Genomic DNA, 14,051 nt, shown 5'->3' on the forward strand with positions numbered 1-14,051 from the left:
GATTACAGCCTGCCGTCAACCAAGTTACGGTCCAACACTCCTTTAATATCAAATATTACGCTTTCGCTTTTACGCAAAGCATCTAAATTAAGGTTTGCAAATTCTTTGTGAGCAACTGCCAATACTACTGCATCGTAAGTATGTCCGTTGGTATTTAACTCCTTCATTGTTTCTACACCATACTCGTGCATCACTTCAGCAGGTTCTGCCCACGGGTCGTAAATACTTACGTCGGTAGAGAAGTCTTTTAATTCTTTTACCAAGTCAACTACACGGGTATTGCGCACATCGGGGCAGTTTTCTTTAAAGGTGATGCCCAAAATCAAAATTTTAGCTCCTTTAACCCTGATGTCTTTTTTCACCATCAGTTTCACTACCTCATTAGCCACATAAGCTCCCATGCCATCGTTTAGCCTGCGTCCGGCTAAAATAATTTCAGGGTGATAACCTACGGTTTGCGCTTTTTGAGCCAAGTAATACGGGTCTACACCTATACAGTGGCCGCCTACCAATCCGGGTTTAAACTTCAAAAAGTTCCATTTGGTACCTGCGGCCTCCAATACATCATTGGTATCAATGCCCAGCAGGTTAAATATTTTTGAGAGTTCGTTTACAAAAGCAATGTTTATATCACGTTGTGAGTTCTCAATTACTTTGGCCGCTTCGGCAACTTTTATGGTGGGTGCCATGTGGGTACCCGCCTTAAGTATGGCGTTATACAGTGTATCCACTGTTTTAGCTACCTCAGGAGTTGAACCCGAAGTAATCTTAAGTATCTTAGTTAGCGGGCGCTCTTTGTCACCGGGGTTGATACGCTCGGGTGAATATCCTGCAAAGAAATCAACATTAAACTTCAAGCCGGAAACACGCTCCAACACAGGAACACATTCTTCTTCCGTAACACCGGGATATACTGTTGATTCGTATATCACAATATCCCCTTTGCTCAATACCTTACCAACTGTCTCGCTCGCTTTGTATAGCGGGGTCAAATCAGGATGGTTGTAAGCATCAACGGGTGTTGGTACGGTAACAATATAAATATTGCTATCCTTAAGTTCGTTAATATCAGAACTGAATACTATGCCTGCACCTGCAACACATTCGGCATCTGTGCCGTTAATAACTGCTTTTAGATAATCATCTTCCACCTCAAGGGTATGGTCGTGACCTTCTTGCAGTTTGTTGATACGGTGTTGGTTGATATCAAATCCAACAGTGGGGTATTTTTTAGCAAATTCAACTGCTAAGGGAAGCCCTACATAGCCCAGTCCTATTACTGATATTTTATGATTGCTCATAAAAGTTATTGGTTCCAGATTAATAAATTATTTTCAGGTAACACCCTGTCTTTTTGTTCGTTAAACTGCTCGGGTGTAAAAGTAGCGTATCGCAGTTTTTTATCGATTATTGCTTCAGCCTTTTCCGTCAAACGGGCAAGGTATTCTTTGTTTATGTTTCCTACTATTATTAAGTCGATAATTGGTGAATCAACCCCTCTGCCTAAATCACCTACCAAATAAACTCTCTCCAAATCACCCAGCTTGCCAAGCACTTGCTCCACAATTCTATCAAGCCCTGTGTATTTAAACAATATACTGTTGATGTCTTTAAACAACGGATGCCTTGTATTGGCACTAAACAGTTTTTTGTTGCCTTGTACAGCACTATTAAGCAACCCTGCATCTTCAAGCCTGTTAAGCTCCAGGCGTATTGCGTTACTGCTTTCTCCGAACTCAGCCTCCAAACCCCTCAAATGGGCTTTGTTAGTTGCGTTCAAAAAAAACTTCAACAATAACTTGACGCGTGTTTTTGATGATATTAAAGTGTCGAGCACGTTGTTTAAACCTTTGTTAATTAGCGAGTGATAGATACAGCTTCGCCACGTCAGTCCCAGCATGGACTAAAGAATGAGTAGAAAAAGTACTCAAATTTAAGAAAATTTTGTAAACAGCAAATATCTTTCGAGTAGTTTTTGCGATTACAAAACGTCTGAAATAAAAAAATACCCCTGTGAAGGGGTATTTTCTATAAATTATTTTCGGCCAAACAATCGTTGTATAAAGGATTTCCGCTTAGCTGGCTCATCATCATAATAGCCGTAACCATAACCGTAGCCATAACCGTAGCCGTAGCCATAGCCATAGCCATAACCGTAACCGTAGCCATAGCCGTAGCCGTAGCCACCTCCGGCTTTAACGTCGTTAATCAATATACTAAGGTTCTTGATTTGGTTTTGCTTATACAAGCCGTCCACAAAAGTTACCATTTCTTTGATGGTATAGTTTTGACGGACCACATACAAGTTCAAGTCTGAGAAACGCATTAATTCAAATGCATCTGAAACTATACCGAATGGAGGGGTATCCATCACCACACATTCGTATTCTTTTTGCAGTTCTAACACAAGATCCCTGAATTTCTCACTCAACAACAACTCCGAAGGGTTTGGAGGTGTAGGACCCGCTGCAATAAAATCAAGGTTTTCGTATTTAGTATGCTGTATGATTTGCTCTTTGGTAGAACGACCGATAACATAGGTTGACACACCATGTTCGTTAGTAAGTCCAAAATCATTATAGATTTTGGGTTTACGAAGGTCAAGACCCATTAGCACAGTTTTTTTACGGCCGATAGCAAATATACTAGCGATGTTAGTTGAACAGAAGGTTTTACCCTCACCACTTATACTTGAGGTAACAAGTATAGTATATCGCTCTTTCTCACCTGCCATAAATTGCAGGTTACTCCTTATCGCCCTGAAACGCTCACTAATAGATGATTTTGGACTATCATAAACAACCAGGTTAGTTTCTTTATCACTGTGCCCAATACCACCAATCATCGGTATTGATGAAAGTTGCTTCAAATCATTTGTGCTACGTATCTTATCATTAAAGTACTCTAATATTAATACTATGATGATAGGGATTAACGCCGCAACTATACCGCCAATAACATAATTGGTGCTGTTCTGAGGGCTTATTTTAGCCTTAACACTAGCCCTGTCAATAATTTTGTTATCAGCACGTGAAGATGCCTTCAAAATACCTAGTTCAGCACGACGTTGTAACAAGAAGTTGTAGATATTTTCGTTTACTTTAAACTTACGCTCGATTTTAAAGTACTCGCGCTCTTTACCCGGTAATAAATCAATTTCACTCTGTAGAGAACTTAATCTTCTGGCTATATCCTCAGATGTAATCTGAGTAGTCTTAAGTAAGTTTCTGGCTGATTCTGACAGAACTGCACCAAACTGCTCCAACTCCCTAAGTCTTTCTTTAAAAATTGGGCTTTCCTTGCTACTACCTTTGCTAGTCTCTCTTTTAAAGTCTGTTTGAAGTTTAGCTAAATCCGCAACTCTACCTTGTAAAAAATTATCATTAATACCCATCAGTGATGGCGCTATTAAATCTTTTGTAAAGTCGTTTTGACTCAAGTAATCAATTAAGTACTTTAAATAACTTTGCTGAAGCTGAACGTTTGACTTATCGCTTAATATTTGATCTAGCCTGTTCAACAACATACTACCTTGGGCAGAAAGGTCTATTGCATTACGATTAACCCTAAAGTCCTCCAAATTATCTTCAACCAATTGTAACGAGTCGCTAATAGTACCTAACTGAGTTTCGATAAACTGGATAGCGTTGTATATAATCTTGTTTTTCTCATCCAAGCCGGCACTCATAAATACATCCTGAAGACGATTTATGTATGCTTTCATTTTTTCACGGCTATTTCCTTTCATAGAAATGCTAACACCCGCAGACCCTTTTGCAAGGGGTTCAAACTTAAGAGCAAGCTGGATTTGTTTAATTACATCTTCATTCTTCCGAAGTATTACACGCAATTTATTACCCTTAGCAAAAGGCAATCCTGAACGTTTAACCCTATACTTTGCACAAGGGGTTTCTATCCATGTATCGTATTTATGATTACCCGATGGGGCAACGCAACCTTTCACTAATACAGGCTGTTGAGTATTGATGTTGAAACTGATACCCATGTTTTCATAGGTTATCGAAAAGCTATTATCATCAACGCTCTGGATAAGAAAGGCTGCACTTACCAATTGTGCATGACCGGTATCAAATTCAATATTTATGGGACATTCCGCCCCGTAAACCTCATTTGCTACAGCACGTCCAACACTAAAATAACTGGTATTAAAATCTGTACCTTCTAATGCTTGCTCGTTCAATGCATACGATTTCAGCATCAATATCGAGTTCTCAAAAATCAGCCTTGAATCAGAAAAAAGTAACGCTTGAATACCAACACCTAACCCGTTTTGGTTTTTATCTTCCTGCAAAAGCATGGTTCCTTGTACCGAGTACACAGGTTTGGTGTAACGATTGATAAGGAATGCGGCAAAAAGTCCTACTAGTGCGCTAAGAACAATGAAAGGTAACACCGGCAAAACATACGTGTACAAGAATTTTTTTACATCAAATCCTTGGTTTGCAACAATGTCGGTGGGTCTTAATATATTGTTATCCGTATTGGGTGAAGGGATATTCATTTACTATTGGGGCTGTTTTTCTGGTTAGCGATTAAAGTAATTTATTAGCAGTAGAGCTGTTGAAATAACTGAAAGTGCTGTAGTAAGGGTTTGCAAACCGTTTACACCAACACCATAAGCCCTGCGTTTAAGCGGCTCCACATACAACAAATCATTTGGCTGCAAGAAATAATAGGGTGAGTTGATTATATTCTTATCTAGAACATTTATGTAATGTATACGAACCCCATCAGTATATTGACGTACTAATGTAACTCTATCTCTACGGGCAATCTCTCTCAAATCTCCTCCGGTTGCAATGGCTTCAAAAATTGTTACTTGATTCTGAAGTACCACATACTTACCTGCTCTGTTAAACTCACCCAAAAGCGTAAAACGCATCCCACCCAAACGAACAATAGCCATCGCGTCCACCTGAAATACCTGAAGCTCTTTTCCAATTTTATCTGATACTTCTTGAATGGTAAGTCCGGCAATCTCTATTTTACCTAAAAAGGGGAAATTAATAAACCCTGAATCACTGATGGTATAGCCCACTGTGTAAAACAAATCACCTCCACCGCCACCTGCCACGTTACCTAAGTTTCCACCAGCGGCTAAGCTGCTATTGCCAAACAATGCAGCAAACTCAGTATTACGGGTTTTAATCTCGATATTTATAATATCGTTTACCTGTAGCTTATATTCGCTGCGGTTGTATTTAATTGTATCGGTATAGTTTGTTTTACTATCAAGCTCTTGCAAGTATTGTATTCTCTTATTGGTAATACAAGACCCGAAAAAAAGACAAGAGAATAGAAGTATAACAAAGGGTAAAATCTTGCTGCTGCGGCTGTTAATCATAAATTATAGCTGATTACTTTTTTGTTAAAGCTGGTATAGTAGGTTAAATACTTTTAATTAATTTTCTAAGGGTAGCAGCACATTTTTTCAAACACCATATCTAGCACTATTTAAAAAAAGTGATTTTTTAAATTTTGGCAAATATAGCCGTTTTGTAATAATACGGTACGTAAACTAAAGGTTAATTAACGGCGCTTTTCATTTGTGCCACTAATTGGGCTATTTGCAGTGCATTTGTTGCTGCACCTTTTCGCAAATTATCAGCCACTACCCACATGTTTAAACCGTTTTCAACCGAATCGTCCCTACGTATCCTACCCACCAACACTTCATTACGGTTTGCAGCCAACATTGGCATTGGATACTTAAAATTCTCAACATCATCTACCACTTCAACTCCCTCTGTGTTTTTCAAAATAGAAAATACATCACCAATCTCGTAGGGTTTTTCAAACTCAATGTTTATCGCTTCGGAATGTCCCCCAACAACGGGAACACGAACCGCAGTTGCTGTTACTTTAATGTTATTATCACCCAAAATCTTACGGGTTTCGTGCACCATTTTCATTTCTTCTTTGGTGTACCCGTTATCTAAAAACACATCGCAATGGGGAATGCAATTCATATCAATAGGGTACTTGTAGGCCATTTCGCCTTCAACTCCCTTACGCTCATTTGTTAATTGTGCTACAGCTTTTTGCCCTGTACCGGTAACCGATTGATAGGTAGATACTACAAGACGTTTGATGGTATACTTTTTATGCAACGGAGCCAATGCCATTACCATTTGTATGGTTGAGCAATTGGGATTAGCAATAATCTTATCCTCGGGGGTAATGGTGCTGCCGTTAATTTCTGGCACAATCAGTTTTTTAGTTGGGTCCATGCGCCAAGCACTGCTGTTATCAATTACCACAGTACCTACCTCGGCAAACTTAGGGGCCAGTTCTAAAGAGGTTGACCCGCCGGCTGAGAACAGCGCAATATCAGGACGCTTGCTAATGGCTTCATCAGCACTGATAATGGTAATTTGTTTACCCTTAAATTCAACGGTTTTTCCTACTGATTTTTCAGAGGCTACTGGATACAATTCACTAACAGGAAAGTTTTCTTCTTCTAAAACTTTCAGCATGATACCACCTACTAATCCGGTGGCTCCCACTAAGGCTACTTTCATTTTTATTTAAATACGATACTTTTACCCCTACTGCTTTATCAAGCGTTGGGGGGGCAAAGATACACCGTTTTTGTCGAGTGCAAGTATCATATATACACCATTTTCCAACCCGCTCACAGCAAGGGTTTCACTAGTCGAAACCAGCACTTGCCTACCTGCTAAATCCACTACACTTACCGAAGATATACCGATGGGGCATGAAATGGTTATATCTGAAGTTGCAGGATTGGGGTAAATGTTGACAGACGCAACCGTATTTTCTTCCGAGTTTACGCTGGTGAAGAATCCTCTTGAAAGTGTGATATCGTTAGTATCCTCACTCATAAATTTATATCCGATAATATCGGCTTCAACTGTCCATTTAAGCTTAGCGTTCTTCCAGTTTTTGCCGTACTTCTTATCCAAACTGTCGCGAAGGGTAATGTATTTTGCTTTCAACGAAGTGTCTCCAACGGCAGTTGAAAGTCTGAAAACAGGCTTTTGAAAATTGAAACCGGTTTTGGCAGTATCAAACAAAATAGTGTACGAAGCGGCGTCAGGAAACCCTGAACGGGTGCGGTTCCATGCAAAAAATATGGTATCGGTTTGTTTACCGCTTATGGTAAACACTGAGTTATCGATGGGGAATACCGTTCCAAACGGTATATGCTCGTAGCGCATAAGGCCGCGTTGTAAACTTACGCGACGACTGGGGGTAATGAACTCCTCATTGTTACCCGTTACTTTCACTGCCCATTTATACGTTTTTGGGGTATTGGTAGGCATACCGTTGTCATACATCATTTGAGCCAGGATGTCTTGCCTTAAATCAAACAGCGTATCAAACGGGCTTTGTGGAATTGTAAACGAATATAACGGCGTGCTAAAATCGCCGCTCATCTCATCAAACATAATGTGATACTGCGCAGTAGCACAACCTGATGGGCAATACGCCTTGTTCCATTGGAATTTTAAATTTATCGAGGCGTTGTCTTCAACAAAAAAGCTTGAATTGTCTAACGGCATCGCAAGTTTTACGGGAACATATTCGCTACCAAACTGCCCCCTGTTGAAGGTTATGCGCTGCGATGTTGTCTGACGGTTTTCATACGTGGCATTAGGGCCGGTTGCGTTTACCATCACAATCCAATCAAAAGTGGCCGTTTCACCAATCTTGAATGTTTTTTGCAGCTTGCTTTTTATGGCTGCCTCCAGCTCACCGGCCAGATAACCGTATTTGATGTTAATGGTTGAATCTTCAAAAAAGCTTGCACAACAAGTAGAACCGATAATCAATACCGGATTGTTGAAGTTTCCTCCGGGCGTATCTAATTGCACCGAGTACCTTATCACTGTACCGGGTTGTTGCAAATCAGCGTTTGTCCAAGTAAGGTACAGCTTAGTTTCTTTATCTCCCTCTAAATTTATCGTAGCATTGTTAGCCACCGATACAATCGAAAAGTTTTTTGTAAGCTGCGCACTGGCAGCCGTCGCAATCCCAATAACTAAAAGCAAAGCGGGTATAACTCTTTTCATCACAGGTTTTGATTTAGGGTGGTTGGTATCTATCTTTGCACAAAGATACCACAAGACAAAAAATCGTTGCTAATTAATTTATTTGTATTGGTTTAGTTTTTTGCTATCTTTGCCGTCCTTTAAAAATTAGACTGACATGGCCCAGAAAAGAACATACCAGCCTTCTGTAAGGAAGAGAAGAAATAAACACGGATTCAGAGAAAGAATGGCAACCAAGAATGGTCGCAAGACTCTGGCAAGGCGTAGGGCAAGAGGTAGGAAAAGACTTACCGTGTCTGACGAGAAAAGACATAAGGCTTAACCCACCGTTAAGCCTTTTTCATTTATATTGCCTTTTGTTTTGGCAAACCAAACGTTCCATAAAAGCGAACGACTTGGGTCGAAAAAACACATTGCCCGTTTGTACAGTGAACCAACGGGTTCTTTTTTTTTGTACCCGGTAAAATTTGTGTACCTCGTCGCGCCCATGCGTGAGGAAGTTCCCGCACAGGTATTAATTAGCGTGCCCAAACGCAATTTTAAAAAAGCCCACGACCGAAACAGGATTAAAAGGCAATTGCGGGAGATTTATCGAAAAAACAAATCTATTCTATACGATTCTTTAACTTCGAATAAGCAACAGGCGTGCTTTTTGATTGGGTATGTAGGGAAGGAACATATTACTTCCGAATTACTTGAACAAAAGCTGGTTCCCTTATTTAAAAAGTTTGCCCATGCAGTGGCTGAAAATAATTCTTAGTGCCCCGCTTATATTACTGGTTAAGCTGTACCAATGGCTATTATCGCCATTGTTGCCGCCTACGTGCCGCTATACACCCACGTGTTCAGTATATGCTATACAGGCATTAAAAAAATACGGCCCCCTAAAAGGCGGTTGGCTGGCTGCAAAACGCATACTAAGTTGCAACCCATGGTGGGGCGGACACGGCTACCACCCGTTGAAATAATTTACTTATTGCAACGTTTTTGGTATTAATAGTTACATAGCTAATTGTATAACTTAACGAGAGATGATATTGTTGCTATCTGATAGCACTAATTACAAACAACGGATTGCCCAATAACCGATACCATTGTATGAAACGAGTAAGCACATTTTTTAGAAACCGCCGCAAAACAATTATGATTGGTCTTGCGGTTGTAGGCCTTGGCTTTGCTGCCTTTAAAAGTGCCGATGACTACTTTGAAATTTCAAAGAACATCGACATTTACACCACTTTGTACAAAGAGGTGAATACCTATTATGTGGATGAAGTGGAGCCCAGCAAATTGATGCGCGAAGGCATTGATGCGATGTTGAACTCGCTTGACCCTTACACCAATTTTATCAGTGAGAGCGAAATTGAAGACTATCGTTTCCAAATCACAGGGCAATACGGCGGTATTGGCTCTATGATTGTTAAAAAGGGAGACTATGTAGCCATTAGCGAACCGTATGAAGGATATGCTGCCGCAAAAAATGATTTGCGCGCGGGTGATATTTTATTGGAAGCCGACGGTAAAAGCTTAAAAGGGCTAAATGTTGACGGGGTGAGCAAGTTTTTGAAAGGCCAGCCTGAAACCGAAGTGAAGCTGAAAATTATGCGCGACGGGGTAGAAATGACTAAGGTGATTAAGCGCGAGGAAATAAAAGTGAAAAACGTGCCTTACTACGGCATGATTAACGAGCATACAGGCTATATAGTGCTGGAAGAGTTTAGGAGTGATGCAGGTAAAGAAGTGGCTGATGCGTTGAAAGAATTGAAGAAGAATACCGGACTAACCTCGGTGATATTGGATTTGAGGGGCAACCCCGGTGGTTTGCTGCACGAGGCTGTAAATATTGTGAATGTGTTTATAGACCGCAACCAATTGGTGGTAAGCACTAAGGGCAAAGTTACCGAGCAAAACCGCGATTACCGTACTATCAACGTGCCTGTAGACATGGAAATTCCGTTGGTAGTGCTCACCAACAAAGGCTCTGCCTCGGCATCAGAAATTGTATCGGGCACCATACAAGACCTTGACAGGGGTGTGGTACTTGGCCAACGTACGTATGGAAAAGGTTTGGTACAATCAACCCGTATGCTTAGCTACGGCACTCAATTAAAAATCACTACCCAAAAATATTATACTCCAAGCGGTCGTTGCATACAGGCATTGGATTATTCACAACGTAAAGAAGACGGTACGGTGCCCAATACACCCGATTCATTGCGCAAAGAGTTTAAAACCAAAAACGGCCGCCGTGTATTGGACGGTGCAGGTATAGACCCTGATGTAAAAACTACACGAACCGAATACAGCAAAATAACCAATAGCCTGATTAGCAAACTGCTGGTTTTTGATTTTGCCAACAAGTACCGCAATACCCATGATAAAATTGCGAGTGCCAAGGATTTTAAACTTACTGAGGCCGACTGGAAGGACTTTACCAACTTTTTGAAGGATAAGGAGTACGATTACCAAACCGAAACTGAAAAAGCTCTTGAAGAGTTGAAAAAGAAAGCCGAAGGCGAAAAGTATTACGAAGGCATAAGCAAAAGCTATGAGCAATTGAAAAAGGAACTTGGACACGATAAAATGGCCGACCTTGAGAAAAACAAAGCTGAGATAATGAAGTTGCTTGAAAAAGAAATTGCTACACGTTACTACTACCAACGAGCTACTTGGGAAGTTGGTTTTAACGACGACCCTGAAATAACTGAAGCGTTGGCATTGCTAAACGACATGACCCGCTACAAAAAGATTTTGGCAGGACGATAAGAGTTTAAGTTTAACAGAGATACTAAAAAAAATGCGGCCTGAGCCGCATTTTTTATTTATACCCTTGGGGTTATATTTTCTCTAGTAATGCCACGTTTTCAACGTGGGCAGTGTGCGGGAACATATCAACGGGTTGTATTTTCACAACTCGGTAAGTATCGCGCATCAAGTCAAGGTCGCGGGCTTGTGTGGCAGCATTACAGCTCACATACACCACACGGGGCGCGCCTATTTCACATATCTTTTTCACAACATCGGCATGCATGCCTGCACGCGGTGGGTCAGTAATTATCAAATCAGGTGTACCGTTTTTAGCAATAAAGGCATCGTTCAATACGTCCTTCATATCCCCTGCATAAAATACCGTATTTGTAATGTTATTAAAGGCTGCATTCTCGCGGGCATCGTCAATCGCTTGCTCAATGTATTCAATCCCTACTACCTTTTTTGCTGTACCGGCCACGTAATTGGCAATAGTGCCCGTACCCGTGTACAAATCATACACTACCTCGTTTCCGGTTAGCCCTGCAAAGTTTACGGCAATGTTATAAAGGGTTTCAGCTTGGCGGGTATTCGTTTGAAAAAACGATTTAGGCCTCACTTTAAATGTAAGATTGCCCAGCTTTTCAAGCATGTGGTCTTTTCCCTTCCACACCAGCACATCTTGGTCGTAAATAGTATCGTTGCGCTTATTATTGATTACGTATAACAACGAAGTGATTTGCGGGAATGAGGTTTCAATGTACCCCATTACATCATCCATAGCATCCGTATCATTGCCATGAAACATCACTATCACCATCCACTCCCCTACGGTACTGTTGCGGATAATCAAACCGCGCATCAACCCGTGTTGTTCTCTTAAATCAAAAAAAGTATAGCCTTTGCTGATGGTGTAATTACGCACCGCATTGCGGATGTTGTTGGCCATATCATCCTGCAACCAGCATTTATCAATATTCAGTACTTTATCAAACCTGCCCGGTATGTGAAAACCAAGAGCGTTTAGTTCGCCCTTGTCTTCAATATCCATTTCGGTTTTGCTTAGCCAACGTTTGTTGCTAAAGGCATAATCCATTCGGTTGCGGTAAAAACGATTTTCGTCACAACCTTGTATGGGTAATACTTCCCCTACCTCAATTTTACCAATCCGTTCAAAGGCATCAATCACCATTTGGTGTTTATTGCGCAATTGCTCGGCATAGTCCATTTGCTGCCATTTGCAACCGCCACACTCACCAAAATGTGCACAAAACGGTGTAACCCTTTGTGGCGAGGGAGTAACCACCTCAATCACTTCAGCTTCGTAAAAGCTCTTCTTCTTACCAATCACACGCACATTTACCACATCACCGGGAACGGCACGACGCACAAACACTACTTTATTTTCGTGCCTACCTATACAGTTGCCTTCAGCTCCGGCGGCTGTAATTTGTAAATTTTCTATGATTAGGGGTTGTTTTGCAGTTCTCAAAGCGGTACAGTAAAAATGGAGGGCAAAGTTAAGGCATTGACACTAAAAGCCTATTGAAACAGGAAAATGATGCCTAAAAACACCAATACCATCATCACAACAGCAATAATGTACCATCGTTGCTGACGTTTTCGTACCTGCGCAGCAATGGCTTCTAACTGTTCCATCGTAACTTTTTTATCGGGCTGTGCCTTTTTAGTGCGTTTGCCGTTGCTTTTATTTTTTGTCATTACAGCCCTTGTTTATCGGGCTTACAAGTATAAAAAAACAGCCGTTAAGTGATACACTTAACGGCTGTAGTATTGTTGTTTTAGTTAGAATTATACCAATATGGGTTTTTCAACCAAAGTAAGCCAGCCTTGTATAATGGCTGCAGGGTTCTCCAACTTGTCGCTCAATTCAGCCGCTTTTTGGTTTTTATAATTCAAAAGCTCGCTGTTACAAAAGGCATCGTAGCGTGGATTTTTGCCACCCTTTTCATCTTGGCCAATCTTTTTCTCTACCGTAGTAGCGGCACCATTATCGTTTACACGTACCCAATAATGTACATTGAGCAAGGTTGCATATTTATTGTGTTTTACCGGCTGAAGTCGCTTCGTAAACTTCTCGGCTTTTACTTGTGCTTTGCGGTCGTCTTGTACTTTAATCCAAGTTTTAGCAGCAAACTCTGCGTAGTTTTTAGCCATTTTTGCTACGCTGCCTGTTTTGGGCAGACCATAGCTTGATTGAAGCGGTGACTTCCAACCGTTTTTCTCATCACCGTTATAAGGGTCGATGTTCGCCATTTCTTGAAAAATTGCCAGTTGTAATGCCGCTCCCAGCATAAACACCCCAAAACCGACTTTGGCAATTTGGTCTTGTTGTAGCGAGCCTAGCATACCACCGGGACCTGAAAGAAAGGTTTGATCGTACTTTTGAAGTAAATCATACAAACGGCGACGGTCTTTTTCTAATTTCAAGTTACATACCGATTTGGCAGGTTTATATTCATTGGCAAGTTTATCCACCAAATTAGCAAGTGCACCGTTTATGCTATCAATACGACTTTGGTCTACTTTCTGGTCAACAATTTTTGTAATCTCTTTATATACCTCATCAAAATAATCGGGCACACCGGGAGGGAACAAAGCATCCCAAATAGCTTCGGCGATAAAGCCTCCTATTTTTGAAAGCATAGCACCTCCTATGCCCTTGGCAATTTTCATCGGTAACGATGTTTTACCGCTACCGGCCATAAACTGTCCACTGGCCATTAGCACTACCTCTTCCTCAATTTGTACTTGTTGCGGCAATGCAACCTTGCCTTCCATTTTCACATTAAGCACAATGTAATACAGGGTTGCAAGATTTGTAGTACGCTGCAACACAACGGTACCTTGTGGGATTTCCTCTAGCGTATCAGCTAAAGTGGTTACAAAATCTTCTATTACATACTCTTCCGGTAACAACGGGTATTTATCGTCAGCAGTTTCAAGTAAGCAATCAATACTTTTTTGTAACGTTTTAGTAACCGGTGGTAATTTTTCAGGCGGAGTTAGTTTAAGTTTTGCCGGCTTGATTGTACCACTGTCTTCAACAGGTGAACCGGGGAAATAGAACTGAGACAACACAGCCATTTTAGCACTGTAATAGCTTTTAGGCACCCCGTCTTGCAAAGCACCAAACATTACCATTATTTCTGCGGTTGAAAGTTGTTGAGCAGCTTTAGGAGGTGCCACCTCTTTTGCTACGGCCTTTTGAGCCTTTGATTGAGTTGATTTTGCCATGATAGTTAT

General features: G+C 41.0%; 13 protein-coding genes. 4 read left to right on the plus strand and 9 right to left on the minus strand.

The window, feature by feature from the left end; genetic code table 11:
• Positions 1-2 precede the first annotated feature (2 nt).
• The 6 genes from F9K23_13440 to F9K23_13465 all read right to left on the minus strand — a co-directional run bounded on the left by F9K23_13440 (position 3) and on the right by F9K23_13465 (position 8,057).
• On the minus strand, positions 3-1,301 hold the full coding sequence (locus F9K23_13440) for a nucleotide sugar dehydrogenase (GenBank protein KAB2914727.1): 1,299 nt from the start codon (positions 1,299-1,301) through the stop codon (positions 3-5).
• A 5-nt stretch (positions 1,302-1,306) separates the two neighbouring features.
• Complete coding sequence (locus F9K23_13445) at positions 1,307-1,837, minus strand: ArsR family transcriptional regulator (protein ID KAB2914756.1); 531 nt, start codon at positions 1,835-1,837, stop codon at positions 1,307-1,309.
• Between the two features lie 198 nt (positions 1,838-2,035).
• Positions 2,036-4,522 (minus strand): polysaccharide biosynthesis tyrosine autokinase, encoded by a 2,487-nt coding sequence (locus F9K23_13450; GenBank protein KAB2914728.1) that lies wholly within the window; start codon positions 4,520-4,522, stop codon positions 2,036-2,038.
• A gap of 24 nt (positions 4,523-4,546) precedes the next feature.
• The gene (locus tag F9K23_13455) at positions 4,547-5,365 is read right to left on the minus strand and encodes a sugar transporter (protein ID KAB2914729.1); all 819 of its coding nucleotides are present in this window, start codon (positions 5,363-5,365) and stop codon (positions 4,547-4,549) included.
• A gap of 181 nt (positions 5,366-5,546) precedes the next feature.
• Positions 5,547-6,542: an aspartate-semialdehyde dehydrogenase gene (locus F9K23_13460; GenBank protein KAB2914730.1), complete on the minus strand. Its 996-nt coding sequence runs from the start codon at positions 6,540-6,542 to the stop codon at positions 5,547-5,549.
• Between the two features lie 27 nt (positions 6,543-6,569).
• Positions 6,570-8,057 (minus strand): T9SS type A sorting domain-containing protein, encoded by a 1,488-nt coding sequence (locus F9K23_13465; protein ID KAB2914731.1) that lies wholly within the window; start codon positions 8,055-8,057, stop codon positions 6,570-6,572.
• A gap of 136 nt (positions 8,058-8,193) precedes the next feature.
• Here F9K23_13465 and F9K23_13470 point away from each other — a divergent pair, with 136 nt between their 5' ends.
• The 4 genes from F9K23_13470 to F9K23_13485 all read left to right on the plus strand — a co-directional run bounded on the left by F9K23_13470 (position 8,194) and on the right by F9K23_13485 (position 10,802).
• A complete protein-coding gene (locus tag F9K23_13470) occupies positions 8,194-8,358 on the plus strand; it encodes a 50S ribosomal protein L34 (protein ID KAB2914732.1) in 165 nt (54 codons plus the stop codon).
• A 24-nt stretch (positions 8,359-8,382) separates the two neighbouring features.
• Positions 8,383-8,796 (plus strand): ribonuclease P protein component, encoded by a 414-nt coding sequence (rnpA, locus tag F9K23_13475; GenBank protein ID KAB2914757.1) that lies wholly within the window; start codon positions 8,383-8,385, stop codon positions 8,794-8,796.
• Entirely contained in the window at positions 8,771-9,004 is a 234-nt protein-coding gene (gene yidD / locus F9K23_13480; protein ID KAB2914733.1) for a membrane protein insertion efficiency factor YidD, read from the plus strand. The genes rnpA and yidD overlap by 26 nt, the downstream gene beginning before the upstream one ends.
• A gap of 130 nt (positions 9,005-9,134) precedes the next feature.
• On the plus strand, positions 9,135-10,802 hold the full coding sequence (locus tag F9K23_13485) for a S41 family peptidase (GenBank protein ID KAB2914734.1): 1,668 nt from the start codon (positions 9,135-9,137) through the stop codon (positions 10,800-10,802).
• Between the two features lie 70 nt (positions 10,803-10,872).
• On the opposite strand, the gene rlmD is transcribed toward F9K23_13485, so the two are convergent.
• The 3 genes from rlmD to F9K23_13500 all read right to left on the minus strand — a co-directional run bounded on the left by rlmD (position 10,873) and on the right by F9K23_13500 (position 14,042).
• A complete protein-coding gene (rlmD, locus tag F9K23_13490) occupies positions 10,873-12,276 on the minus strand; it encodes a 23S rRNA (uracil(1939)-C(5))-methyltransferase RlmD (protein ID KAB2914735.1) in 1,404 nt (467 codons plus the stop codon).
• 50 nt (positions 12,277-12,326) lie between these two features.
• Complete coding sequence (locus F9K23_13495; protein ID KAB2914736.1) at positions 12,327-12,506, minus strand: DUF2157 domain-containing protein; 180 nt, start codon at positions 12,504-12,506, stop codon at positions 12,327-12,329.
• Positions 12,507-12,596: 90 nt separating this feature from the next.
• Positions 12,597-14,042 carry a hypothetical protein gene (locus F9K23_13500; GenBank protein KAB2914737.1) on the minus strand — a complete coding sequence of 482 codons (1,446 nt, stop codon included), beginning with the start codon at positions 14,040-14,042 and terminating at the stop codon, positions 12,597-12,599.
• Positions 14,043-14,051 lie beyond the last annotated feature (9 nt).

Source organism: Bacteroidota bacterium (assembly GCA_008933805.1).
Lineage (GTDB): Bacteria > Bacteroidota > Bacteroidia > UBA8524 > UBA8524 > SB11.